Here is a 25005-nt window from a genome sequence, read left to right as displayed (position 1 = left end):
CCGGCTAATGGTCGGCGCGGAATCTATCATTAGCGCGGGCTCTATGATGGCCGCATGCCACACACCGGCGCCGCCTCCGACAGCACCCGGCTCGCCCTCGACCTCGCCCTCACCGTCCGTCACGACGGCCACGGCGGCGTCGCCGACGACCTCACCACCCCCGAGGGCCTGACCGCCTGGGTCCGCGAGCACGTCGACGCGCTCCCCGTCGACGCCGCGTTCCGCGCCGACGACCCCGCCCTCGACCGGGTCCGGGATCTGCGCGCCGCCGTCCGCGCCCTCTTCGCCCGCGCCGTGCGCCCGGGGGAGCCGAGCCCCGCCGACGCCCGCCGCCTGCTGCCCGTGCCCGAGGCGCTCGCCCGGCTGAACGAAGCAACCGCCCTGTGCCCCGTCGTGCCGGTGCTGACCTGGGACGCCGCCGACGGCGCGGCACCCGTGGCCGGAGAGCGCGGCCCGCGGGACGCGCCGCCCGGCGACCTCCTCGTCGCCGCGCTGGCCCGCTCCGCGACCGCCTTCCTGGCGAGCGAGGACCGGACCCGGCTGCGGGCCTGCCACGCCCCGCGCTGCGTGCGCTACTTCCTCAAGGAGCACCCCCGCCAGGAGTGGTGCAAGCCCTCCTGCGGCAACCGCGCACGGGTCGCCCGCCACCACGAGCGGCACAACTCCCGCACGGGACCGGCACCTCACAGCGAGTGAACCCCGACACGGGGCGAGTCGCCGAGTCGACGTACGATGGACCGCATGTCCTTTCTCCGCCGCCGCGCAGCGACCCCCGCGGGCCCCGACTTCGACGTCCTGGCCATGGACCCGGGTGACTGGCCGGGTAATCTCGGGGCCGGCCTGCTGCCCGCCCCCGACGGCTCCTGCCAGGGCGTGTTCCTGCGCTACGACCTGTTCGGCGGCCGCGGCCCCGCGATGATCATCGGCAACCTGCCCGAGGGCTCCCCGGCCCGGGAGACCGCCGAGGGCGAGATCCCCTTCGAGGTCGCCCAGCTCCTGATCGCGCTGGAGAACGACGAGGAGGTCACCGTCACCGACGTCGAGGACGTCCCCGTGATGCAGGGCGACAACCTCCTCATCGTGCGCCGCCTCAAGCTGTCGGAGACCCGCATCTCCTGCGTCCAGTTCGACCGCAGCGACCAGGTGCTCGTGACGATCGCCTCCTGGGACCGCCCCATCACCGACGACCTCTACGCGCTGCTCAAGCCGCTGCCCGCGGAGCTCTTCCAGCAGGGCTGAGCCCGCCCCTCTTCACGCACCCGGGCCCGGTCCGCCTCCACGGCGGACCGGGCCCGAGTCGTACCGGCAGGACCCGACGGTCAGGACACCGTCGACGGCAGCACCCGCACATCGGCCACCCGCACGTACGCGACCCGGTGACCGAACTGGATCTCGTAGTACGCGTCCGCACCCCGCACCACCCGGTGCGACGAGGTGTCGAACGTCGGCGAGTAGAAGTACTCGCCCGTCGTCCGCCCACCGACCACGTACCGCTGCCCCGCGAGCAGCTTGTACGGCAGCGGCGAGATCGCCTGCGGGGTCATGCCCGCCGGGTATGCCGCCTTCTCCGGGTACGCGCGCCCGTACACCGGGATGTCCGAGGCGCCGTCCTTCGGCGTGATCACCAGGCCCTTGGCGCTCACCGAGGCCGGCTGCTCCGCCGGGTCGTGGAACCAGGCCTTCTGGCCCAGGTACCAGATCGCCGTCCAGTCGCCCTCGCGTCCCGCGACCGCGTACTGCTGGCCCGTCGAGGCACGGGACGCCATGTCGTTGACGCCCGTCGTCGAGTCCTGGCCACCCGGGCGCAGTCCGATGTCCTTGACCAGCGGGGCGTCCTCGCTCGGCGCCGTGTACAGCCGCACCGCGCTCGACCCGTGCGGCGCGCACGGCTCACCGGACTTGGTGCAGCCCGTGTACACCGGCTGGTTCGCGGCGAACTCCGGGTCGATCGTCACCAGACCGCCGTCCGGCCCCGCCGTCGGGTGGAACGGCTTGCCGAGCAGCGCGAAGTAATGCGCCCAGTCCCAGTACGGGCCCGGGTCCGTGTGCATCTGCGGGATCGTTCCGCCCGTCGGACCCGGCACCGTGTCGTGGCCGAGGATGTGCTGCCGGTCCAGCGGGATGTCGTACCGCTTCGACAGGTACTTCACCAGCCGCGCCGACGAGCGGTACATCGCCTCCGTGTACCAGGAGTCGGGCTGCGCGAGGAAACCCTCGTGCTCCAGACCGACCGACTTCGCGTTCATGTACCAGTTGCCCGCGTGCCAGCCGACGTCCTTCGCCTTCACCGACTGCACGATGTGCCCGTCGGTCGAGCGCAGCGAGTAGTGCCAGGCCAGATACGTCTTGTCCTGGACCAGCTTCAGCGTCTGCTCCCACGTCGCCTCCGTGTCGTGGATGACGATGTAGTCGATGCTCTGGTCCTTCGGGCGGTCCGCGAGATCGTGGTTGCCGTAGTCGCCGTCGCCGAACTCCTCGTACGGCGCCGGGATCCACTCGCAGGACACCGTCCGCGGGCACTCCGCCCCGTCCGCGTCCGCCCTGCGCAGGCCCGCCCGGGTCAGCTGCCCGGGCTGCGGCTCGGCCGCCGGGTCGGCGATGAGCGCGAGGTCCTGCCCCGCGTCGTTGGTGCGCCGCTCACCGTCACGGATCACCGCGAAGACATCGTCGGCGTACGTCGCAGCACTCGCCGCGTCGTCCGCGCCGGAGAACGTGGCGACCGCGCCGAACCAGTCGGACGGCTCGGACGTGAGCGGTTCGCCGAGCCGCTTCTGCGCGGCGGCGAGCAGAGCCGCGCCGCCCCGCACGTTCGCCGCCGGGTCGCTGCGCAGCTGCTCGGCCGGGATCCCGGACAGCTCCGACGCCCGGACCAGCGTGGTGAGCCGGGCCGGCAGCTCGCCGCCCTCCGGCAGCGCCGGTGTCGCCTTCAGCGGGGCACGCGCATCGTCACCGCGGGCGTCGCCCTCGGCATGGTCGTAGCGCACCGTGCGGGCCAGCGCCGTACGCGCGTCCGTCAGATGCATGGGGCCGTAGCCGCCGGAGACACTCGGCGCGCCGGCGTGCGTGTCCCAGCGCGACTGCAGGTACGAGACGCCGAGCAGCACGCTCTGCGGTACGTGGTACTCGGCCGCGGCCGACGCGAACACGCCCTGCAGCTTCTGGTCCGCCGCGGCCGGTGCCCCGGCGTCCTGCGGGGGCGCCGCCCCGAGCAGCGGGAGCAGCAGCCCCGCCGTCGCGAGCGTGCCCGCCGCCCTGACGCGCGCAACACGACCGGTGAGGGAACGGGGAGAACGATGCAACGGTGCCTCCTGGGAACGACGGAGCCGGGATGGTGCGCGATGCGTGCGGGGCCGATCGTGGTCAGTGGTATCGGCTCCCCGACGATCCGTCAATCATCCGACGGGCAACGGAGTTTCCAGGGATTTCCCATGTCAGCGGGCGTGTGGCCGACCTCTTGGGCCGGTTTTCCCGCGCGGTGGTGCGGCCGCCTGCGACGCGTCAGTGGAGTGGACCAATGGGAGGACCAAGGGGAGAACGATGGAAAGGATCCGCGGGGGGGGGGGGGGGGGGGGGGGGGGGGGGGGGGGGGGGGGGGGGGGGGGGGGGGGGGGGGGGGGGCGGCCGGCGGCGCCCCCCCCCGGCCCCCCCCGGCCGCCCGCCCGCGCCCCCCCCGCCCCCCCCCCCCCCCCCCCCCCCCCCCCCCCCGCGGATCCTTTCCATCGTCAGCGCGTGCCGACGGCCGCGCGCACCGCCTTCCGCGCCATGTTGCAGTCGTCGTGCAGTCGGCGCAGCAGCAGCCGCTGCTCCTCACCGGACGGCACGGCACCGGCCGGGGCCTGTCCCGGCGTCGCCGGGGCCGGCTCCTGCAGCGAGCGCTGCACGGCCGTCTCGTAGGTGCGGATCTCCCGGGTCAGGACGAGCATCAGGTTGACCAGGAAGGCGTCGCGGGCCGCCGGACCGCCGGACTGGGCGAGCTGGCTGATCTGCCGGCGCGCCACGGGGGCGTCACCGAGGACCGCCCACAGCGTCGCCAGGTCGTAGCCCGGCAGGTACCAGCCCGCGTGCTCCCAGTCCACCAGCACCGGACCGGCGGGGGACAGCAGCACGTTCGACAGCAGGGCGTCGCCGTGACAGAACTGGCCCATGCCCGCGCGGCCCGAGGTGTGCGCGATGCCGTGCAGGAGCTTCTGCAGGTCACCCATGTCCCGGTCGGTCAGCAGACCGAGGTCATGGAACCGGTTGATCCGCTCCGCGTAGTCCAGGGGCGCCCCGAACGTGCCCGCCGGGGGCCGCCACTGGTTCAGCCGGCAGATCGCGCCGAGCGCGGCCCGTACGTCCGCCCGCGGCGGTGCCTCGACCGGGTGGCGCTGCAGAGCCGCAGGCCGGCCGGGCATCCGCTCGATCACCAGCGTCCCGTTGTCGGGGTCCGCGGCGATCAGCCGCGGCACCCGCACAGGGGGCCGGTGCCGGACGAACGAACGGTATGCGGCTATTTCGTGCCGCACCTGCTCGGCCCACGCGGGGGAGTGGTCGACTAAACACTTCGCGACCGCGGTGCTGCGTCCGGTCGTGCCGACCAGCAGCACGGACCGCTGGCTGCGGCGCAGCACCTGGACCGGATGGAACTCCGGGCAGATGCGGTGCACCGAGGCGATCGCCGTGCGCAGCCGGTCGCCCTGGGGGCCGGACAAGTCGAGTCTCCCGCTGAGCGGTTGGGTACCCGCCCCCGGGGCGCGACGCGGCCGGCCGATGCCGTTGAGCGTCGGGGCCGCGGGCCGCGCGGGGTCGAGGTACGGGCCGCTGCCCGCCACCGCCGGGCGGGCGGAGCGCAGCGGCCGAGGCGGGGCGGACACGGAGGACGATGCTGCGTACATGGGCGAAACAGATCCCTTCGTGTGCCGACGAGTTGCTGCGCCGCCCCACCCGGCCCCTTCGGATCACCCTGGGGAATGCCCTGCGGTGACCGGGTCGGGGTGGCGCATTCCTACCTGACACCCGAGGGCTACGAGCGTGGCAGCTGGCGCACCCTGGCGAACCCTGGCGAATAGTCGCTCTGCAACTGACAGAGGGCTACTGTCGATTGCAGCCGAGAACCTGGGGGCTTACGTGAGCGGACAACCCAACTCCCGCCTGAACGACCTGTTCGGCCTGGCCGGCTGGTCCAAGGGTGAACTCGCGAGACTCGTCAACCGGCAGGCGGCGGCCATGGGCCACCCGCAGCTGGCGACGGACACTTCGCGGGTGAGGCGGTGGATCGACATGGGAGAGATCCCGCGCGATCCGGTGCCCCGGGTGCTGGCGGCGCTGTTCACCGAGCGACTCGGCCGTGTCGTGACCATCGAGGATCTCGGTCTCGTCCGGCACGGGCGCGTGGGGAAACGGCAGGGCGGCGGGAGCCTGGAACGACAGGGGCCCGACGGAGTGCCGTGGGCGCCCGAACGGACAGCTGCGGTCCTCACCGAATTCACGGGAATGGACCTCATGCTCAACCGACGCGGCTTGGTGGGCGCGGGTGCCGCGCTCGCCGCAGGATCCGCACTCAGCACCGCCATGCACGACTGGCTGCACGCCGACCCGGCCCTCGCGGCCGACGCCCCCAGGACCACCGATCCCCTGCACGCCGACCCCGCTGGGTTCGACCGCTACGAGGCCGCCCCCATCGGGTCGCAGGAGATCGAGGAACTGGAGCGTTCCGTAGAGGTGTTCCGGGCCTGGGACGCCTCCCGGGGCGGCGGCCTCCAGCGCAAGGCGGTGGTGGGCCAGCTCAACGAAGTCGGTGGGATGCTCTCCTACCGTCATCCCGACCATCTGCAGCGGCGCCTTTGGGGTGTCGCCGCCAATCTCGCCGTCCTCGCGGGCTGGATGTCGCACGACGTCGGCCTGGAGCCCACGGCCCAGAAGTACTTCGTCATCGCCGCGCACGCCGCGCGCGAGGGCGGGGACCGGCCGCGCGCCGGTGAGGCCCTGTCCAGAGCGGCGCGCCAGATGGTGCATCTGGGCCGGCCCGACGACGCGCTCGACCTGATGAAGCTCGCCAAGTCCGGCTCCGGCGACGAGGTGCTGCCGCGGACCAGGGCGATGCTGTTCACCATCGAAGCCTGGGCCCAGGCCTCCATGGGCAAGGGCCAGGCGATGCGCCGCACCCTCGGTCAGGCGGAGGACCTCTTCGTCTCCGACAAGGGCGATGTGCCGCCGCCCAGCTGGATGCAGATGTTCGACGAGGCGGACCTGCACGGGATGCAGGCCCTGGCGTACCGCACCCTCGCCGAGCACGAGCCCGGTGCCGCCGTCATCGCGCAGCGGCACGCCCACGAGGCCCTGGCCCTGCGGGCCGGCGGCCGTGACCGGTCGAAGATCTTCGACCATCTGTCCCTGGCCTCGGCCTGCTTCATCGCGGACGATCCCGAACAGGCGGACCGCTACGCACGTCTGGCGCTCTCCTCGATGGGGTCGAACTCCTCGCACCGCACCTGGGACCGGCTCCGCGAGATGTACCGGCTGACCGGGCACTACGCGGACTACCCGAAGATCGAGGACCTGCGCGAGGAAATCAAGCTGGCGCTGCCCCGGACCCCGGGGAAGAGGCTCCAGGCGTAGTCAGGCACCAGGCGCAGTCACGTACGGGGGCAACCGCTCCCGGCGACGATCACTCACTGCACTAATTGACCCGGGCGACCAGGACGCAGCCGTCGTTCTCCCGCTCGTCCCCGCCGAGCTCGTCCGAGACCACACGCAGGCACTCCTGCGGGTCCCGGGCGGCGGTGAGTCGCGGGGCCAGGGCGAGCAGTCGGCCCGCCGTCGCGGTGGCCCCGCGGCGTGGCACCAGGCCGTCGGTGCCCAGTAGCAGCAGATCACCGGCGCGCAGGGTCTCCTCGGCCTGCCCGTACGCCGTGCCGGCCGGGGCGCCCAGGGGCGAGCCCGCCGGAGGCGTGAGGGCGCGCCCGGCCCCGTCGCGGAACAGCAGCGGGGCGGGGTGGCCGGCCGAGGCCCAGGACAGCACCCGGGCCACCGGGTCGTACCGGCAGCACAGAGCGCTGCCCAGCCGCGGCTGGGCGGGGACGTCGAGGAGGTGGTTCAGCCGGGACAGCAGCCCGGCGGGATCCGTACCGCACAGGGCCATGCCGCGGGCGGCGCCGAGCAGCATCGCCACGGTCGAGGTGACGGAGGGGCCGTGCCCCGACAGATCGCCGACGGTCAACAGCGTGGCACCGTCGGCCAGTTCGAGCGCGTCGTACCAGTCGCCGCCCGAGGGTGCGCCGGTCGCGGCGGGGAGGCGCAGCGCGGCGATACCGAGTCCGCCGGGTGTCCCGGCGGAGGAGGGCGGGACCTGGAGCGAGCCGCGCCACGCGGGGGGCGCGGCCTCCTGCGGGGCGGGCTGCGCGACGGGTCGGCGCCGGAGCGAGTCACGGGTCTCGCGTACCGTGCGCTGGCTGCGGCGCAGCTCGCTCACGTCCCGGACGACCGCCCACATGGAGGCGGTCGCACCGTCGGCGTCGAGCACGGGCTCGCCCATCATGTGCACCGTGCGCACCGAACCGTCCGGACGCACGACACGGAACTCGCCGTCGATCGGCTTCCCGTCGATCAGGCAGTCGGTGACCATCGAGGTCAGCTTCGGCTGGTCGTCGGTGTGCACCACGGAGGGCAGCTCGTCGAGCGTGAGGGCGGGCACGGACGGGTCGCGGCCGAGGATCTGGAAGAACTCCTCGGACCAGCTGGCCTCGTCGGTCAGCAGATCCCACTCGGCGCTGCCGACCCGGCTGAGCAGGGAGCCCGCGGCCCGCTGGGCGGGCCGTCCGTCGCGGGCGCCCGCCGGGCCCTCGCGCAGTTGCGCCAAGTGCTTGTCGAGATCGCTGAGTTGGTGCACGGCCAGCTCGTACAGGGCGCGCTGCCAGCGCGCCTCGGGGTCGGCGGCGTCGGTGGCGTCGCCCACGGTGTCACGGCGCACCGCGTCGACGTCGCCGAGCAGACGGCGAGTCTGCGAGATCAGCGCGTCGACGGTGCCACGCTCCGGCGACTGGCCGGCGGGGCGGTCCGCGAAGACATGGGGGGACATGACGAACTCCGATGCAGGCGCAGAAGGCCGAGGCGGACGGAAGGACCGGTTAAGACTCTGGCACAGGGTGCGGGACCCCGTAAGGGATTTGGCCATACACGATGCGGTGGTGCTTCTGACATATGCCCGAGTCCTCCAGGACGCGTCTTCCGTGGGTCCTGGTCGAACGAGTGGCCGATCCTGGCGTATGCCGCCCTGGTGAGGTGTATGGCCCCGGCTGCGTCGAACGGCGTAGGGACGGCTACGCCGTGTCGGACGCGTCGGCCCCGGTCCGGTGGTGCCTACAGTTCGGCGGGCGCCAGGACCTTGTCCCTGAGGAGCTCCAGGATCCGGCGGTCCTCGTCCGGGCCCTGCCACAGGGCGGGGTCGCCGGGGTAGGTGTCGAACAGGATGTGCCGGGCGCCGAGTTCGGCCAGGGTCGCGACGTCGGCCCGGATCTGGTCGACGCTGCCGTGGCCGAGCGGCCGGTCCTCGGTGTCGGGCACGTCCGCGACCACGATCTGGACGCGCGGCGCGAACTCCGGCACCGCGCGCCCCGCCCGCTCCGCCTCCTCGGCGAGCCGCGGCAGCTGCCGCTCCAGCGCGGCCCGCGTGGCCCGGAACGGATGCCAGGCCTCGCCGAGGCGCCCGGCCCGGCGCAGCGCGGCCGGGGAGTCGCCGCCGACCCAGACCGGGACGTGCGGGGCGGTGGCCGGCGCGGGTGCCGTGCGGACGTCCTCGAAGGAGACGTAGCGGCCCTCGAAGCTGCACGGGTCCTGCGTCCAGGCGGCCCGGATCGCGGTCAGGTACTCGTCGGTGATGGCCCCGCGCTCCGCGAACGGCACGCCGAGCACCTCGTACTCGGCGGCCGACCAGCCGACGCCCGCGCCGAGGATGAAGCGGCCCTCGTTCAACTGGTCGATGTTGGCGGCGAGTCGCGCGGTCTGCAGCGGGTGCCGGTAGGGGATCACGGTGATGGTCGTGCCGAGCGTCAGGCCAGGCACCCGGCCCGCGAGATGAGCCGCGAGGACGAACTGGTCGTAGAAGGGGGCCGGGTAGACCGCGTGCACGTCCGGGGTCACCGCGATGTGGTCCGAGATCATCGCGAAGGTGAAGCCGAGGTCACGCGCGTCCGTGGCCTGCCGGACGAGGCTCTCGGGGGTCGTGCCGGAGCCGAAGTTGAGGAGATTCACGCCGTATCGCATGGGGCGCAGTCTCGATGATCTTGTTCGCTCCGGCCAAACCCGTGATCGATTTCAAGCCGTGGTTGTCAGGGGGCGCTTGCGACCGCTACCTTCACGCCCATGTCCGTTGGAATATCAAACCCACTCGTCCGCTCCGGACCGTCGGCGCGCGCCACCGCCTGGATCGTCTCCGTCGGCGTCTTCGTCGTGAACCTGGACCTCTTCGTCGTCAACGTGGCCGTGCCCGCGCTCGGCGCCTCCTTCGACGGCGCCTCGCTCGCCTCCCTGTCCTGGGTCCTCAACGCGTACGCGATCGTGTTCGCCGCGCTGCTCGTGCCCGCCGGGCGTCTCGCCGACCGGTTCGGTCACCGGCGCGGATTCCTGCTCGGGCTCGCCGTGTTCACCCTCGCGTCCGCGCTGTGCGCGCTCGCCCCGGGCGTCGGCTGGCTCAGCGCCGCGCGCGCCCTCCAGGCCGCCGGCGCCGCCGCCCTCATGCCCACCTCCCTCGCGCTGCTGCTCGTCGCCACGCCCGCCGAGCGCCGCACCCGGGCCGTGCGCGGCTGGGCGGCGATCGGCGGGATCGCCGCCGGGCTCGGCCCCGTCGCCGGAGGCCTGCTGGTCGAGCTCGACTGGCGGTGGGTGTTCCTGGTGAACGTGCCGGTCGGGGTGGCCGGACTGCTGCTCGGTGCGCGGCTGCTGCCCGCCGACCGGCCGGACCGCAGCGGCCCGCTGCCCGACCTAGCCGGCGCCGTCCTGCTCACCGGCGCGATCGGCGTCCTCGCCCTCGGACTCGTCAAGTCGGATGTCTGGGGCTGGAGTTCGGGCCGCACCATCGGCGCCCTCGCGGCCGCCGTGCTGCTTGCCGCCGCGTTCTGGTGGCGCTCGGCCCGCCATCCGGCGCCGGTGATCGAACTGCCGCTGCTCCGCATCCCCGCGTTCTCGGTCGCGACCTGCGCCGCGCTGCTGTTCACCGTGGCGTTCGCGGGCCTGCTGCTCACCTCGGTCCTGTGGTGCCGCCAGGTGTGGGGCTACTCGGCGATCCGCACCGGCCTCGCCATCGCCCCCGGCCCGCTCGTCGTGCCCGTGCTCGCTCTGAGCTCGGGGCCGCTGGTGCGCCGGATCGGGGCGGGCCGCACCGCCGCGCTCGGCTGTGTGCTGCTCGGGCTCGGACTCGTGTGGTGGGCGCTGAGCGCCGACCCCGCCCCGCACTACGCCACCGGACTGCTGCCCGGCATGCTCGTCACCGGCATCGGCGTCGGACTCGCCCTGCCGACCCTGGTCGGGGCCGCCGCCGCGGCGCTGCCGCCGGACCGCTTCGCCACCGGATCCGCCGTCACCACCATGGCGCGGCAGACCGGTTCGGTCCTCGGCGTCGCCGTCACCGTGACCCTGCTCGGACAGCCCGCCACGGCCTCGGCCGCGCTCGACGCGTTCCGCCACGGCTGGTACGTCGCCGCCGCCTCGGCATTCGTCGCCGCCGGCGCGTCGCTCCTCCTGCGCCGTACGGCACGACCGTCCGTGCCGGTGACTTCGGGGGTGGCGGAGGTGTCGCGCGGTTCCGCGTGAGTGTCAGGCCTTGGGTGCGGTTCGACGGGGTGCGCGGCGCGGGCGATGCGTGCGCGCCACGGCTGCCTCGGTGTTCGTCGCCGCCGGCGCGGCGCTCCTCCTGCGCCGTGCGGCACGACGGCCCGTGCCGGTGACTTCGGGGGGCGGAGGTGTCGCGTGGTTCCGTGTGAGTGTCAGGCCTTTGGCCCGGCCGACGGGGTGCGCGGCTTGGGCGGTGCGCGCCACGGCTGCCTCGGCATGCGTTCGTCGCCGCCGGTGCGGCGCTCCTCCTGCGCCGGACGGCACGACCGCCCGTTCCGGTGACTTCGGGGGCGGTGGAGGTGTCGTGCGGTTCCGTGTGAGTGTCAGGCCTTGGGTGCGGCCGACAGAGCGCGCGCCACGGCTGCCTCGGTGTTCGTCGCCGCCAGCGGGGTGCTCGTCCTGCGCTGTACGGCACGACGGCCCGTGCCGGAGACCATGGAAGCGGCGGCGGCGTGGCGTGGTTCCGCGTGAACGTCAGACCTTCGGCACGGCCGACGGAGCGCGCGGCGCGGTGGCGCGGGGTGTGGCGGCACGCGTCGGAGGCGCCTCGCCCGTGCGCGCACGGGAGGCGGCGTCCGTGTGCAGGGCCGCGATCTGGGAGCGGGAGGTGAAGCCGAGCTTGGTCAGGATGTGCTCGACGTGCGAGTCGACGGTCCGCTTCGACACCACGAGCCGCGCCGCGATCTCACGGTTCGTCAGGCCCTCGCTGACCAGCGCCGCGACCTGCCGCTCGCGCGGCGTGAGCCCGTCCGCCGGACCCGAGCGCGGCACCGGCACGTCGGGCGCCGCCGACTCGTCGTCCAGCGCTAGGTCCACCACCGTGTCGAGCGGCAGACCGGCGCCCTCGGTGAACGCGTCGTGGTATCCGTCGGCGCCGAGCGCCGCCCGGGCCGGCCCCGCGGCGTCCCCGTGCAGCTCGTGCAGGACGGGGATGCCGAACCGGGCCTCCTTCGCGGCCCTGCGCCACAGCGCGTCCGCCGCGCCCTGGAGCAGGGCCACCCGCTCGAAGTGCCGCAGTCGCGCCGCGTGCCAGGCGAGACCCTCCAGGAAGTGCGCGAGCCCCATCAGATCGTGCAGCGCGGCCTTCGCCCGCAGCCCGTCCCGCGCGCACTCCACCGCCGCCTCGTGCTCGCCCCTGAGCCACAGCCCGACACTCTTGACCCACAGCGCCCAACTGCGCGCCCACTGCTCCGCGGGCTGTGCGGCACCCCGGGCCAGCGAGTCGTCGCACCAGTCGATCCCCCGCTGGTGCTCCCCGGAGAGGATCAGCATCAGGCCGCCGTAGAAGCCGAGCATGCGCAGGCCCGTGTCGTCGCCGAGGGCCGTCATCCGGGTGCGGGCCTCCTCGAAGTCCGCGGCGCAGCCCTCCATGCGGCCCAGGAAGTACCGGCGGTGCGCCTGGAACGCGAGCGTCCACGCGGCGCCGATGCGGTCCTCGATGCGGGCGGCGATCCGCTCGGCCTCCGCGAGCAGCTCCTCGTTGCCCCCGCGCTCGCCCTGGATGTCCATGTACCAGCTGGTCAGCCAGAGTGCCTTGACCCGGGTCGGGGTCTCGTCCCGGCAGCCGTCCAGGGTGCGCCGCAGCCAGTACCGGCCCTCGGTCAGCAGGCCGGTGGCGTGCCAGTAGCCCCACAGGGCCGTCGCCATCTCCAGGCCCCGGCCGTGCAGCCGGGGCGTGGTCACGCAGTACTCCAGCGCGACCCGGACGTTCGCCCGGTCGCGGACCAGGGCGCGCAGCAGCGGGATCTGCGAGTCCCCGGTCCACTCCTCGTCGAATGCGCGCGCCACGTCCAGGAAGTACGCGAGGTGCCGGCAGCGGGTGCGCTCCTCGTCGCCCGACGCGGCGAGCCGCTCCAGGCCGTACTCGCGGATGGTGTCGAGCATCCGGTACCGGGTGCCCTCGGGGGTCTCGACGCGGACGACGACCGACTTCTCGACGAGGGCGATGAGCGAGGTGAGGACGTCGTCCACCGGCAGGGCCCGGTCGTCGGCGCACACCGACTCGGCCGCCTCCAGGCTCAGTTCGCCCGCGAACACGGACAGCCGGGCCCACAGCAGCCGCTCCGGCTCGGTCGACAGGTCGTGGCTCCAGCCGATCGCCGTACGCAGGGTCTGGTGCCGCGGCACCGAGGTGCGGCGCCCGCCCGTCAGCAGCCGGAACCGGTCGTCGAGCCGGGTGAGCATCTCGTCCAGGGACACCGCCCGCAGCCGGGACACGGCGAGTTCGATGGCCAGCGGGATGCCGTCGAGCCGGCGGCACAGGGCGAGCACGTCCGAGCGGTTGTCGTCGCCGACCGTGAACCCGGCCACGGCCGCCGAGGCGCGGTCCGCGAACAGGCGCACCGCGTCGCACTCCTCCCCGTCCCGCGGCGCGGCCGCCTCCGGCACGCCCAGCGGGCCGATCGCGAGGACGTGCTCGCCCGGCACGTCCAGGGGCTGCCGGCTGGTGGCCACGATGCGCAGCCGGGGCGCGGCGCGCAGCAGTTCGTCGCAGAGCACCGCGCACGCGTCGACCAGGTGCTCGCAGGTGTCCAGCAGCAACAGCAGCTCCCGGTCCTCCAGATGGTCGGCGACCACCTCGAGCGCGGGCCGCGCGGTCTGCTCGGGCAGGTCGAGCGCGGCGGCCACCGTGTTGGCGAGCAGCTCCGGGTCGCGCAGCGCGGACAGCTCGACCATCCGAACACCGGACGAGAACGCGCCGCGCGCCTCGTGCGCCGCGCGCACCGCCGTACGGGTCTTGCCGACGCCCCCGGGGCCGGTGAGCGTGACGAGCCGGGCCCGGGTCAACAGCTCGGACACCTGCGCCAGTTCGAGCCGCCGGCCGACGAAACTGGTGGCCTCGGCGGGCAGGTCGCCCGGGGTGCGGGGACCGGAACTGCGGTTCATGGAAGGGCTCACTCCGTGCGGGCGACGACGGGACCGATCCCGTCCCACGCTATCGGCAACGGGCCCGGCGAAGGGGCCCATCGGCGAGGAACGCGCCCTGTGCGCAGGCGAGTCGGGGCCGCGCGGTCACTCCGGCGCGGTCACCATGTCCAGGAACGCGGCCGCGGCGGGGGAGCGGCGCGCCTCGTTCCACACGAGCCGCTCCTCGCGCACGGGGCCGCCGCGCACCGGCACCGCCGTGAGCCCCGGCAGGCGCGGGACGAGCCGGGACGGCAGCAGCGAGATGCCGAGCCCGCCCCGCACCAGATCGGCCAGGAAGCCCAGGAACCGGGCCTCGAACGCCACTTCGCGGTGCAGTCCGGCCGCCTGGAACGCCTCGTCGGTCTGCGCCCGCGCCGCGCTGCCCGCCGGGAAGTCCACGAACGCCTCGTCCGCCAGGCGCTCCAGCGGCAGCACGGTGCCGCGCCGGATCCGGGCCAGCGGATGCCCGGGTGCCATGACCGCCACATGGTGGTCGACGGCGAGCGTCCGGGTGCCGAGTCCGGGCCGGTCCGTACGGAACGAGGGCGGTACGCCGAGGATCGCGAGGTCCAGTCCTCCTTCGCGCACGGTGTCCGCCAGCGTCTCGCTCATGCCGTCGATCAGCTTCAGCCTGACCTGCGGATAGCGGTCGTGGAAGGTGCGCATCAGATCCGGCACGTCCACCGCCGTGACGGTGGCGATCGCGCCGACGGCGAGCCGGCCGCGGATCTCCCCGGAGGCCGCGGCCACTTCGGCGCGGGCCCGCTCCGCCGCCTCCAGGGCCTGCCGGGCGGCCGGCAGGAAGGCCTCGCCCGCGGCCGTCAGCCGTACCCGCCGGCTGGTCCGCTCGAAGAGCCGCGCCCCCAACTCCTTCTCCAGCTTGGCGATCTGATGGCTGAGCGCCGACTGCACGACCAGGCACCGCTCGGCGGCCCGGGTGAACCCGCCGGTCTCGGCGACGGCGACGACATAGCGCAACTGCTGCAGCTCCATGGATCCATCGTGATCCGCGATCGTTCGGATGACAAGGATGTGTTGGACTCATAGGTGGGTGCGGGAGCAGTCTTCCTGGCATGACACAGACAGAGCTTCGCACCGCAAGCCCCGCCGGCACCCCCGGCACCGCGCTCCAGGAGAAGCACGCCGGACCGCGCCGCAGCCTGCTGCTCCTCATGGCCGTCGCCACCGGCCTGTCCTGCGCCGGGAACTACGTCGCGCAGCCCCTGCTCGACCTCATCTCCCGCGACCTGGGCCTCGGCAGCGTGCTCACCGGCCTCGTCGTCACCGCCGCGCAGGCGGGGTACGCGCTCGGTCTGATGCTGATCATCCCGCTCGGCGACGTGCTCGACCGGCGGCGCCTCGCGGTCACGCTCTTCTCGGCCACCGCCCTCTTCCTCACCGTCTCCGCGCTCGCCCCGAGCGGCCCCGTGCTCCTCGCGAGCACGATCCTGACGGCCCTCACCTCGGTCGGCGCCCAGGTCCTCGTCGCCCACGCCGCCGCCCTCGCCACCGCGGAGACCCGCGGCAGGGCTGTCGCCACGGTGATGTCAGGGGTGCTGCTGGGCGGTCTGCTGGCCCGCACCGCAGCCGGTGGTCTGTCCGGAATCGGCGGCTGGCGCACCGCGTACTGGGTGCTCGCCGTGCTCATGGCCGGGATGGCCGTCGTCCTGCACCGGTACGTGCCGCGCCTGTTCGACAGCACCGACCTGCGCTACCCGGCCCTGCTCCGCTCCACCCTCGCCCTTCTCCGCGAGGAGCCGGTGCTGCGCCGGCGGGCCCTGCTCGGCGGCCTGTCCTTCGCCTCGTACAGCGTGCAGCTCACCGCCATCACCTTCCTGCTCAGCGGCGCCCCGTACCACTGGTCGGCGCCCGCGATCGGACTGTTCGGGCTGATCGGGGCCGTGGGTGTGCTCACCATGACCTTCGCCGCGCGGCTCGCCGACCGCGGCCGGGTCTCCCTGGTCACCGGCACCGCCGTCGCCCTGCTGCTCCTCGGCTGGCCGGCCCTCTACTTCGGTGCCCACTCGCTGATCTGGCTCGTCGTCGGCGTCATCGCCCTGAACATCGGCCAGCAGGCCGTCCTCAACAGCAGCCAGACCGTCATCTACGGACTGCGCCCCGAGGCCCGCAGCCGCGTCAACTCGGCCTTCTCCACGTCCTTCTTCTTCGGCGGCGCCACCGGCTCGGCCCTCGCCGCGGTCGTCTGGGCGGTGGCCGGCTGGACCGGGATCGCGGCTCTCGGCGCGGGGCTGGCCGCCCTGGGCCTGGTCGTGTGGCTCACGGGGCGTGACCACTGACCGTACGGCGGGGGGTGACGGCGAGCGGGCCGGAGTCAGGCTTCGAACTGACTCCGGCCCGTCGTCTGTTCGTAGAGCACCTTCGCCGCCTGCTTCGCCGAGGGCTGCCACAGCGTCGTCATCGGCTCCCAGACCCGCACCCCGGCCGGCGCCCCGAGCGTCAGCGCCTGGAAGCGGCTGCCGTCGTGATCGGGCACGGCGGCCACCGTCACGTACATGACGGTCCGCACCTCCTTCCCGGCGTCGTCCGAGTCCGACACCGAGCGGACGGCCGCGTAGACGGTGCCGTGCGCGGCGAGCGTGCGCCCCGCGTGCGGCACGGCGGGCAGCGGCAGCGCCGCCCCGTCGAGATCCCCGTACGTGACGGTCGGGACCCGGTCGACCAGGCAGGCCTTCCCCGAGTCGTTGCGCAGGCGCAGTTCGAGCACGTCGCCGTCGTCGTCGGACGGGTCGGCCCGCAGCGTCAGGTCCTTCTCGGCGCAGCGCGGGAGATCCGCGGCGGGGGCCGCCCGCGTCGAGGCCGACGCGGCCGGGACGGTGAGGGCGGCCAGGGCGAGGGCGGCCGTGGTGGCCGCCGTGAGGTGACGAGCGCGCATCGGCAGTTCCAGTCCGTCGTCGGTGGTGCTTCTGTCGTCGGTCGTGCTTTTCGCGTCCCGTGGAGCGCACCCCGCGAGGGGCTCGCAATGCGGACATATGAGCCTATCCTGGAAGTGCGGCTCGTGTACGACGGCGTAGTTTCGATCATGGACCTCCAGATCGCGGACCACGCCCTCCTCGGGGACCTGGAGACCGCCGCGCTGGTCGGCGGCGACGGGTCCGTCGACTGGCTCTGCCTGCCCCGCTTCGACTCGCCCGCCGCCTGCGCCGCGCTTCTCGGCACCCCGGACCACGGCGTGTGGCGGCTGGCTCCCCGCGACCCGCGGGCCCGCGCCGAGCGCGCCTACCGGCCCGACAGCCTCGTCCTCGACACGGTCTGGCGGACCCCCGACGGCGCCGTCCGGATCACCGACTTCATGCCCCCGCGGGCCACCCGCCCCTGCCTGATCCGCTGCGTCGAGGGCCTCACCGGCACCGTGCCCGTCCACGGCCTGCTGCGGCTCCGCTTCCACCAGGGGCGCGTCGTCCCCTGGATGCTGCGCCACGACCCGTGCACCGTCGCGCTCGCCGGACCCGACGCCGTATGGACACGCGCCGACGGCCCGGTCCGCGAGACCCCCGACCCGGCCGGCGCCACCCTCGGCTTCGACGCCGCCCTCACCCCCGGCCAGCGCTGCGCCGTCACCCTCGTCTGGGCCCCCTCGCACCTGACCGAACCCCCGCCCGAACTCGCCGTACCCGCCGGCACCCAGCTCAAGGAGACCCTCGCCTTCTGGCGCCGCTGGGCCGCCCACTGCACCTACGACGGACCCTGGCGCCCCGCCGTCCTGCGCTCCCTGATCACCTGGAAGGCGCTCACCCACGCCCCCACCGGCGCCGTCCTCGCCGCCCCCACCACCTCCCTCCCGCACGGCCCCGACGGCGCCCACGACGGCGACGGCCGTGTCTGCCGCCTCGACGGCCTGCGCCCCGCCCTCGCCACCCTGATGCGCTGCGGCCTGCGCGCCGAGGCCGCCCACCGCGTCGACTGGCTGCTGCGCACCACCGCCGGCGACCCCGCCGCACTCCAGGACGTCTACGGGCCCGCCGGAGAGCGTGGGCTGCGCAGCGTTGCCGCGCCCTGGTTCCCCGGGCGGCCGCCGGACCGCCCCGTGCGCTTCGGCACCGACCCCGCCGGCGCGCTGCGCACGGCCGCGCACGGCGAGGTCCTCGATGCCCTGCACCTCGCCCTGTGCGCGGGCCTGACCGGCGGCCTCGACTCCGGGCGGCTCGCGGCCGAGCTGACCCGGCACGCCGGGCTCCTGTGGACCGCCGCGCCCCCGCCGGGCGCCGCCGACCTCATGACGTGGGTGGCGCTCGACCGAGGCCTGCGCATCGCCGGCCGGCTCGGCCGCGCCGTCGACGCGGACAGCGCCGTCCTGCGCGACACGATCCGCCGCCGCCTGGTCGCCGCGCCCCGGCTGCCGCCCCGCATCACCCTGCTGATGTCGGAGGCCGGACTGCTGCCCGCCGCCGACCCCCGGGTGCGCCGCGCCCTCGCCGCCGCGCACGACGACCCCGCGCCCGCCGTCACCGACGCGCTGCTGCGGGTCCGCGTCCTCGCGGAGGCGGGACGGCGGACCGCCGCGGTGGCCGCGTTCGAGCGGATCCTCGCCGCCCGCAACGACGTAGGCCTGTTCGCCGAACGCTGGGACCCCGGCACCGGCATCCCCCTCGGCAACGCCCCGAGCGCCGCCGCCCACCTCGCGCTCGTCGGCACCGCCCTGACGCTCTTCGACGCGGTGCGGACGGCTCAGGGCCCGCGCCCCGGCGGCGGGCCCTCGAGCAGGGCGGCGGCCTGATCGGACACCAGCGGCCGCGAGAAGAGGAAGCCCTGGCCGAACCGGCAGTCCATCGCGGTCAGCATCGCCCACTGCTCCGGTGTCTCGATGCCCTCCGCGATGACATCGAGGCCGAGGGTGTCCGCGATCCGCACGATGCCCTCCACCAGGGCGAACTGCCGCGCGTCCGCGGTGATGTCGTCGATGTACGACTTGTCGATCTTCAGGACGTCGACGGGGAACTCCCGCAGATAGCGCAGCCCCGAGAAGCCCGTGCCGAAGTCGTCCACGGCGATCCGCACCCCGAGATCCTTCACCGCCTGCACCACCGAGTCGATCTGCTTGTCCCGCCGCATCAACACGGTCTCCGTCAACTCCAGCTGGAGCGACCCGGGCCGCAGCCCGGGGGTGTGGAGTGCCGCCCGTACCTGGTCCACGAAGTCCGCCTCACGGAACTGCCGCGCCGACACGTTCACACTGATGTACGGCGCCGGACCCGAGGCCGACGCCTGCAGCCCGGCCGCGCCCGCCGCCGCGTTGCGCAGCACCCACGCACCCAGCGACGCGATCTGCCCCGTCTCCTCGGCCAGGGCGACGAACAGCTCCGTGGGCACCGTGCCGCGCGGATCATCCGGCCAGCGCAACAGCGCCTCGAACCCGACCACCTCCTCCGTCGCCAGGTCCACCACCGGCTGGTAGCGCAGCGCGAATCCGCCGTTGCCGACGATCGCGGCCATCCGTTCCTGCAGCTCGTGCCGGCGCACCACCCGCTCGTGCAGCGGCGGCCGGAACCGCCGCCACTGCCGCTTGCCCGCCGCCTTCGCCGCGTACAGCGCGAGGTCGGCGTGCTGCAGCAGCTCGTCCGCGTTCGAACTGTCCAGGGCGGTGGCCACCCCGACGCTCGCCGACACGCTCACCGAGTCCTCCAGGAGACGCACCGGACGGCTGAGCGTCTGCAGGATCTGCGCCGCCAGCAGCTCCGCGTCCACCGGCTCGTGGGCGTCCTCCATCAGCACCGCGAACTCGTCGCCGCCCAGCCGGGCCGCCGTGTCCGTGCGCCGCAGCGTCCCCGACAGCCGCTCGCCGACCGCCATCAGGAGCAGATCGCCCGCGGGATGCCCGAGCGTGTCGTTGACCATCTTGAAGTCGTCGAGGTCGATGAAGAGCAGACAGGTCAGCGCCGGCTCGCGCCGGCCACGCAGCAGCGCGCGCTCCACCCGCTCCAGCAGCAGCGTGCGGTTGGGCAGCCCGGTCAGCGCGTCGTGGAAGGCGCGCTGGGTCAACTCGTGCTCCAGCTGGCGCTGCTCGGTCACGTCGCGCAGCGTCACGACGATGCCCGCGACGGTCGGTTCGGACCGCAGGTCGCTGCACCGCACCTCCACCTCCGTCCGTGCGCTGTCCCGCGTCACCCACCAGTGGTCGTGCGTCTCCGGCGACCCGTCCGCGCGCAGCGTCTCCAGCGCCTGCCGCGCACGTTCCCGGTCGCGTGACCCGACCAGCTCGGGCAGGACGGCACCGGTGGGTTCCACCCGGAACACGGCGCGCGCCGACGGGCTCGCGTACCGGACCGTGTCGTCGTCGTCGACGATGAGGATCACGTCCGACGTGTTGCGCACCAGCGTCCGGAAGTACGCCTCGTTCTCCCTGCGGCTGACCTCCTCGCGCAGCCCGATCCGCTCCATCGCCAGGCCCGCGTGTGCGGCGAGGCTCTCCAGCGGGCCCTGGATCTCGGTGAGCCGCTTCAGGGGCCCGGCCGCCACCAGGACACCCGGGAGATCGCCTCCCGGCGGCCGGTCGGGAGGCACCATCGGGCAGGCCAGCGCCGTGTCCAGCCCGCGCAGCCGGGCAGCCGCAGCCGGCCCGAGCTCCGCCACGGACACGATCCGCGTCGCCGCGCGCTGCGGACCGTGCGCTGTGTCGGGCAGCGCCGGCATCAGCGCCGAGGCGTGCGCGGAGTCCGGCCCGAACAGAGTGCTCACGGCCCGGTCGCAGGCCGCCGCGATGTCCCGCGGAGACTGGGCCGCCACCAGCGCCCCCGTCGCCGTGCGCAGGGTCTGCTCGCGCGCCACCGCCGTCCGGTGCGCCACGACCATCCCCCCGAGCCGCAGCAGCACCAGCAGGAACATCAGGGCGCTGAACGCCGCGATCGCCGCGCCGTCGCGCGTCCCTCCGGACAGTGCCTCGTGCAGCAGGACCACGGGAGCGCTGAGCGTCGCGAGCCCCAGCATCACCAGGCGAGGCCGGGCCGGCAGCAGCGACGGCTCGCGCGGGCGCAGCGCCGTCAGTTCGGCCATCGACGGGTGCAGCGCGGCGAGCGCCCACGCGGCGTGGAACACGATCCAGCCCACGTCGAGCGCCGTGCCCGCCTGCCAGGTGCCGTTCAGCCGCAGGATGCCGTACGTGATGTCGACGCCGAGCAGCGCCACGGTCCCGACCATGAGCAGCTGGAGCGAGCGGTTGCCCCGTGTCCCCGGCCCCGCGGCGATCAGGCGCGCGAGCAGCATGAGCACGAGCACGTCGCCGAGCGGGTACGCGAGACTCACCGCCCGCTGCTCCCAGGTCATGTTCGCGGCCCGCGTCAGCGGCTGGACGAGGAACACCCACACCGGCAGCGCGAGCCCCGCCGTGAACAGCAACGCGTCGAGCAGTGCGGGCAGATCGTGCCCCGCCCACCGGTACCGCGCCAGCCCGTAGAGGCCGAGCGCCAGCAGCGGGTACGTCAGCAGATAGAAGCCGTCCGTAGGGGACGGGAACGGAATGGCCGCGTGGAGGTACTGGACCTGGAAGCTGTAGTACGCGTCGCCGACGGTGAACGAGAGGAGCGCCCCCGCCAGCACGTACCAGGGCCAGCGGTGCGCGGGACCGTGCAGTTGGACCCCGAGGAGGACCGCGCCCGCCGAGGAGAGGCCTATCACCGCCCACACCGGCATGTACGCGGCCGGAACGGTGACGTACACGACGGTGACGGCCACCGCGAAGGCGGTGTAGAAGGCCATCAGCCGATGAGCTCGCAGCACTGGACACACGCCTCCCCGCGTCGGGGACACCGGGTCGCGTTCACGCAGTAGATCCTGGGCCTCGCTCCGAGTCGATCGTAGGCACGGCGTGGCGCGACGTGCATCTCAGCGCGACACGACCGCTCCGACCCGCGGTTCTCCGCTCCGGGCGAGCCCGGAGCGGCGCGCTCACACGTGCACGGGCCTGCGGTCCCGGGCGGTGGGCACCGCCCCGTCCGCCGCACGGGACCTGGACCACGCCACCGTGCGGCGCAGCCCCTCCTCAAGCGGGACGGTCGGGCTCCAGCCGAGATCCGCTCGCGCCCGGTCGATGACCGGGTGGAGCCGGCACGGATCGTCCACGGGCAGCGGCCGGTACTCGACGGACGACGGCGAACCCGTCACCTTCAGCACCAGGTCGGCCAGCTCCCACACCGTGAACTCACCGGGGTTGCCCAGGTTCACCGGGCCGTCGGAGCAGCTGTCGAGCATCGCCGTCAGGCCCTGCACCAGGTCGTCCACGTAGCAGAAGCCGCGGGTCTGGGAGCCGTCGCCGAAGACGGTGAGCGGGCGTCCGGTGAGGGCCTGGCGCAGGAACGTGGAGACGACTCGGCCGTCGTGCGGGCGCATCCGCGGACCGTACGTGTTGAAGATCCGCACGATGCCCGTGTTCGCGCCGAGCGAGCGGCGGTAGGCCGTCGTCAGCGCCTCCGCGTACCGCTTCGCCTCGTCGTGGACGCTGCGCGGACCCACCGGGTTCACATGACCCCGGTAGTCCTCCGGCTGTGGGTGCACCTCCGGGTCGCCGTACGCCCCGCTCGTCGACGCCAGCAGGAACCGGGCACCGCGGCGCAGCGCGAACTGCAGCGCGTTCTCCGTGCCCCGGCTGCCCACCGACAGCGTCTCGAGGGGCAGCCGGTGGTAGTCGGGCGGCGAGGCGGGGCTCGCCAGATGGGCCACCGCGTGCACGGGGCCGGGCACGTCGAACGGCTCGGTCACGTCGCAGGACACGAGCCGGAAGCGCGGCTCGGGCAGCAGGTGCGTGACGTTGCTGGGGGCGCCGGTACAGAAGTTGTCCAGGCACCACACGGTGTCGCCCCGGTACACCAGGGCCTCGCACAGATGGGAGCCGAGGAATCCGCCGCCTCCCGTGACCACCACTCTCATGACACACCTCCGGTGGTCGGTGCCGGACGGCCGAGTGCGTGGAACGTCCAGCCGCCCGCACCCCACGCCCGCCCGTCCAGGCAGTTGCGGGCGTCGAGGATCAGCGGGGTGCGGACGACCGCGGCCAGGGCCGCGGGGGACAGGACGCGGTACTCCGGCCACTGCGTCAGATGCAGCACCAGGTCGGCGCCCTCGCATGCCTTCGGCACGTCCAGCACGTACGTCAGTTCGGGGCGCACCGAACGGGCGTTGTCGAGGGCCTGTGGGTCGTGGACGCGGACCGTCGCGCCCTCCGCCGCGACGGCCGCCGCGACGGTGAGGGCCGGCGAGTCGCGTACGTCGTCGCTGCCGGGCTTGAACGCGGCACCGAGCACGCCGATCCGGCGGCCGGTGAAGTCACCGCCCAACAGGGCGCGGGCCCGGTCCACGGTGCGGGTGCGCTGCCGGGTGTTGATCCGTTCGACCTCGTGCAGGAACGCGACGGCGCGGCCGGCGCCGATCTCCTCGGCCCGGGCCGCGAAGCCGCGGATGTCCTTGGGGAGGCAGCTGCCGCCGAAGCCGAGGCCCGGCTCCAGGAAGCGCGGCCCGATCCGGGTGTCCGCGCCCATCGCGCGGGCCAGGACGGTGACGTCGGCGCCGGCCGCCTCGCACACCTCGGCCATCGCGTTGATGAAGGAGATCTTCGTGGCGAGGAAGGCGTTCGAGGCGACCTTGACGAGCTCGGCCGTGGCCGGGTCCGCGGAGAACACCGGAACCCCGGCCCGCACCATCGGCGCGTACACCTCGCGCAGCAGTTCGTCCGCCCAGGCCGAGGACGTGCCGAGCACCAGCCGCTCGGGACGCATCGTGTCGGCCACCGCGGCGCCCTCCCGGAGGAACTCCGGGTTCCAGGCCACCTCCGTGTCCGGCGCGAGCTCGGCAAGGCGGCGCTGCATCCGGGCGGCCGTGCCGACCGGCACCGTCGACTTGCCGACGACCAGGGAGCCCGGCCGCAGCGGCGGCCCGAGCTCCTCGACCACGGCGTCGACGAAGCGCAGGTCGCAGCCCTCGCCGTCGGGGCGCTGCGGCGTGCCCACGCACACGAAGTGCAGGTCGGCGAAGCGTGCCGCCTCGGCGAGCGACGTGGAGAACAGGAGCCGGCCGGACGCGACGCCGCGCGCGAGCAGCGGGTCGAGGCCTTCTTCGTGCAGCGGGGCGTGGCCGACCGTCAGGGACGCGACCCGCTCGGCGTCGACGTCGACGCCGAGCACCTCGTGCCCGATGTCCGCCATGCACGCCGCGTGCACCGTGCCGACGTATCCCGTGCCGATGACCGTCATCCGCATGGTCCCGCTCCTTCGTACTGCGTGGTGGTGCCCGGCCGCCGTGGCTCACCCTGGAGACCGTCGGGGTTGAGCTGCTGGAAGCGCCAGGCGTCCCGGCACATGTCGGCCAGGTCCCGCGTGGGGCGCCAGCCCCAGGCGCGCGCCACCGCGCCCGGGTCCGCCACGAGCGCGGCCACGTCGCCCGCGCGGCGCTCCGTGATCTCGTGGGGGATGGTGCGTCCGCTCGCCCGCTCGAAGGCGGCGAGCACCTCGAGGACCGAACTCCCCTGCCCCCGGCCGAGGTTGAACACCGTCATGCCGGAGCTGGCGGCCAGCTGGTCGAGGGCGATCCGGTGCGCCTCCACGGTGTCCATCACATGCAGGTAGTCGCGGATCGCGGTGCCGTCCGGGGTCGGCCAGTCGGCGCCGAACACCCGCAGCCGGGGCCGTCTGCCGATGCCGATCTGGGCGAGGTAGGGGAAGAGATTGTCGGGGGTGCCGTGCGGGTCCTCGCCGAGCAGACCGCTGGGGTGCGCGCCCGCCGGGTTGAAGTAGCGCAGGCACAGCACCGTCCAGCGCGGGTCGGTGCGGCAGACGTCGGTGAGGACCGCCTCGCACAGGGCCTTCGAGGACGCGTACGGATTGTTCGGCCGGTGCGGGGTGTCCTCGACGAGGGGGGCCGCTCCCGCCTCTCCGTACACCGAGCCGGCGGAGGCGAACACCAGGCTGCGCACGCCGTGTTCGGCCATGACGTGGAGCAGGGCCGTGGTCCCGCCGACGTTGACGTCGTAGTAGGTGACGGGCATCCGTGTCGACTCGCCCACGGCCTTGTGCGCGGCAAAGTGCACGACGGCGTCCACTGGGTGACGGTCGAATACGGCCGAGAGGGCGCGCCGATCACGGATGTCCAGCTCGTACACGGCGCCGACGAAGCGGCCGGCGATCCGCTCGACCCGTGCGAACACGCGCGGGCTGCTGTTGGAGTAGTCGTCGACGACGATCACCTCGTAGCCGTGGTCGAGGAGTTCGACACAGGCGTGGCTGCCGATGAAGCCGGCGCCGCCCGTGACGAGGACGGTGGAGGGGGCGCTGGGGCGTTCGGACACGGAGC

The 25005-nt window shown here is 74.0% G+C and carries 17 protein-coding genes; 6 read left to right on the top strand and 11 right to left on the bottom strand.

All coding sequences use genetic code 11. From position 1 onward, the window contains the following. Window positions 1-54 precede the first annotated feature (54 nt). Together ACIBTU_RS19630 and ACIBTU_RS19625 are read left to right on the top strand one after the other, a co-directional pair. Window positions 55-696, top strand: coding sequence for a CGNR zinc finger domain-containing protein (locus tag ACIBTU_RS19630; protein ID WP_399127533.1), 642 nt, complete (start codon window positions 55-57; stop codon window positions 694-696). Window positions 697-741: 45 nt separating this feature from the next. Then, on the top strand, window positions 742-1239 hold the full coding sequence (locus tag ACIBTU_RS19625; protein ID WP_399127532.1) for a hypothetical protein: 498 nt from the start codon (window positions 742-744) through the stop codon (window positions 1237-1239). Between the two features lie 80 nt (window positions 1240-1319). Here ACIBTU_RS19625 and ACIBTU_RS19620 read toward each other — a convergent pair whose 3' ends face one another. Together ACIBTU_RS19620 and ACIBTU_RS19615 are read right to left on the bottom strand one after the other, a co-directional pair. Further along, window positions 1320-3299: an N-acetylmuramoyl-L-alanine amidase gene (locus tag ACIBTU_RS19620; RefSeq protein ID WP_399127531.1), complete on the bottom strand. Its 1980-nt coding sequence runs from the start codon at window positions 3297-3299 to the stop codon at window positions 1320-1322. A gap of 423 nt (window positions 3300-3722) precedes the next feature. Next, a complete protein-coding gene (locus tag ACIBTU_RS19615) occupies window positions 3723-4874 on the bottom strand; it encodes an aminoglycoside phosphotransferase family protein (protein ID WP_399127530.1) in 1152 nt (383 codons plus the stop codon). A 232-nt stretch (window positions 4875-5106) separates the two neighbouring features. Here ACIBTU_RS19615 and ACIBTU_RS19610 point away from each other — a divergent pair, with 232 nt between their 5' ends. After that, entirely contained in the window at window positions 5107-6597 is a 1491-nt protein-coding gene (locus ACIBTU_RS19610) for a hypothetical protein (RefSeq protein WP_399127529.1), read from the top strand. Between the two features lie 61 nt (window positions 6598-6658). Here ACIBTU_RS19610 and ACIBTU_RS19605 read toward each other — a convergent pair whose 3' ends face one another. Together ACIBTU_RS19605 and ACIBTU_RS19600 are read right to left on the bottom strand one after the other, a co-directional pair. Beyond that, window positions 6659-8056 carry a SpoIIE family protein phosphatase gene (locus ACIBTU_RS19605; protein ID WP_399127528.1) on the bottom strand — a complete coding sequence of 466 codons (1398 nt, stop codon included), beginning with the start codon at window positions 8054-8056 and terminating at the stop codon, window positions 6659-6661. 281 nt (window positions 8057-8337) lie between these two features. Then, entirely contained in the window at window positions 8338-9240 is a 903-nt protein-coding gene (locus tag ACIBTU_RS19600) for a TIGR03619 family F420-dependent LLM class oxidoreductase (protein WP_399127527.1), read from the bottom strand. A gap of 99 nt (window positions 9241-9339) precedes the next feature. On the opposite strand from ACIBTU_RS19600, the gene ACIBTU_RS19595 reads away from it, so the two are divergent. Further along, on the top strand, window positions 9340-10785 hold the full coding sequence (locus tag ACIBTU_RS19595) for an MFS transporter (protein WP_399127526.1): 1446 nt from the start codon (window positions 9340-9342) through the stop codon (window positions 10783-10785). A gap of 495 nt (window positions 10786-11280) precedes the next feature. Here ACIBTU_RS19595 and ACIBTU_RS19590 read toward each other — a convergent pair whose 3' ends face one another. Beyond that, the gene (locus ACIBTU_RS19590) at window positions 11281-13692 is read right to left on the bottom strand and encodes an ATP-binding protein (RefSeq protein ID WP_399127525.1); all 2412 of its coding nucleotides are present in this window, start codon (window positions 13690-13692) and stop codon (window positions 11281-11283) included. A 126-nt stretch (window positions 13693-13818) separates the two neighbouring features. Continuing rightward, window positions 13819-14706 carry a LysR family transcriptional regulator gene (locus ACIBTU_RS19585; RefSeq protein ID WP_399127524.1) on the bottom strand — a complete coding sequence of 296 codons (888 nt, stop codon included), beginning with the start codon at window positions 14704-14706 and terminating at the stop codon, window positions 13819-13821. An 80-nt stretch (window positions 14707-14786) separates the two neighbouring features. On the opposite strand from ACIBTU_RS19585, the gene ACIBTU_RS19580 reads away from it, so the two are divergent. Next, window positions 14787-16010, top strand: coding sequence for an MFS transporter (locus ACIBTU_RS19580; protein ID WP_399127523.1), 1224 nt, complete (start codon window positions 14787-14789; stop codon window positions 16008-16010). Between the two features lie 35 nt (window positions 16011-16045). Here the strand turns inward: ACIBTU_RS19580 and ACIBTU_RS19575 are convergent, their stop codons facing one another. Then, the gene (locus ACIBTU_RS19575; protein WP_399127522.1) at window positions 16046-16606 is read right to left on the bottom strand and encodes a DUF4232 domain-containing protein; all 561 of its coding nucleotides are present in this window, start codon (window positions 16604-16606) and stop codon (window positions 16046-16048) included. 114 nt (window positions 16607-16720) lie between these two features. On the opposite strand from ACIBTU_RS19575, the gene ACIBTU_RS19570 reads away from it, so the two are divergent. Beyond that, a complete protein-coding gene (locus ACIBTU_RS19570) occupies window positions 16721-18448 on the top strand; it encodes a glycoside hydrolase family 15 protein (protein ID WP_399127521.1) in 1728 nt (575 codons plus the stop codon). Here ACIBTU_RS19570 and ACIBTU_RS19565 read toward each other — a convergent pair. From ACIBTU_RS19565 to galE, 4 genes are all read right to left on the bottom strand, one after another. Beyond that, window positions 18400-21423, bottom strand: a complete 3024-nt coding sequence (locus ACIBTU_RS19565; RefSeq protein WP_399127520.1) for a putative bifunctional diguanylate cyclase/phosphodiesterase — start codon at window positions 21421-21423, stop codon at window positions 18400-18402. The two genes, ACIBTU_RS19570 and ACIBTU_RS19565, sit on opposite strands and share 49 nt — an antisense overlap. Window positions 21424-21612: 189 nt before the next feature. Then, a complete protein-coding gene (locus tag ACIBTU_RS19560; protein WP_399127519.1) occupies window positions 21613-22590 on the bottom strand; it encodes an NAD-dependent epimerase/dehydratase family protein in 978 nt (325 codons plus the stop codon). Further along, on the bottom strand, window positions 22587-23915 hold the full coding sequence (locus tag ACIBTU_RS19555; RefSeq protein WP_399127518.1) for a UDP-glucose dehydrogenase family protein: 1329 nt from the start codon (window positions 23913-23915) through the stop codon (window positions 22587-22589). Before ACIBTU_RS19555 ends, ACIBTU_RS19560 begins: the two co-directional genes overlap by 4 nt. Then, a complete protein-coding gene (gene galE, locus ACIBTU_RS19550) occupies window positions 23906-25000 on the bottom strand; it encodes a UDP-glucose 4-epimerase GalE (RefSeq protein ID WP_399127517.1) in 1095 nt (364 codons plus the stop codon). Before galE ends, ACIBTU_RS19555 begins: the two co-directional genes overlap by 10 nt. Between the last annotated feature and the right edge of the window lie 5 nt (window positions 25001-25005).

The sequence above is a fragment of the Streptomyces sp. NPDC050145 genome (genome assembly GCF_044460245.1).
GTDB lineage: Bacteria > Actinomycetota > Actinomycetes > Streptomycetales > Streptomycetaceae > Streptomyces.
This window is presented reverse-complemented; position numbering and strand designations above follow the sequence as displayed.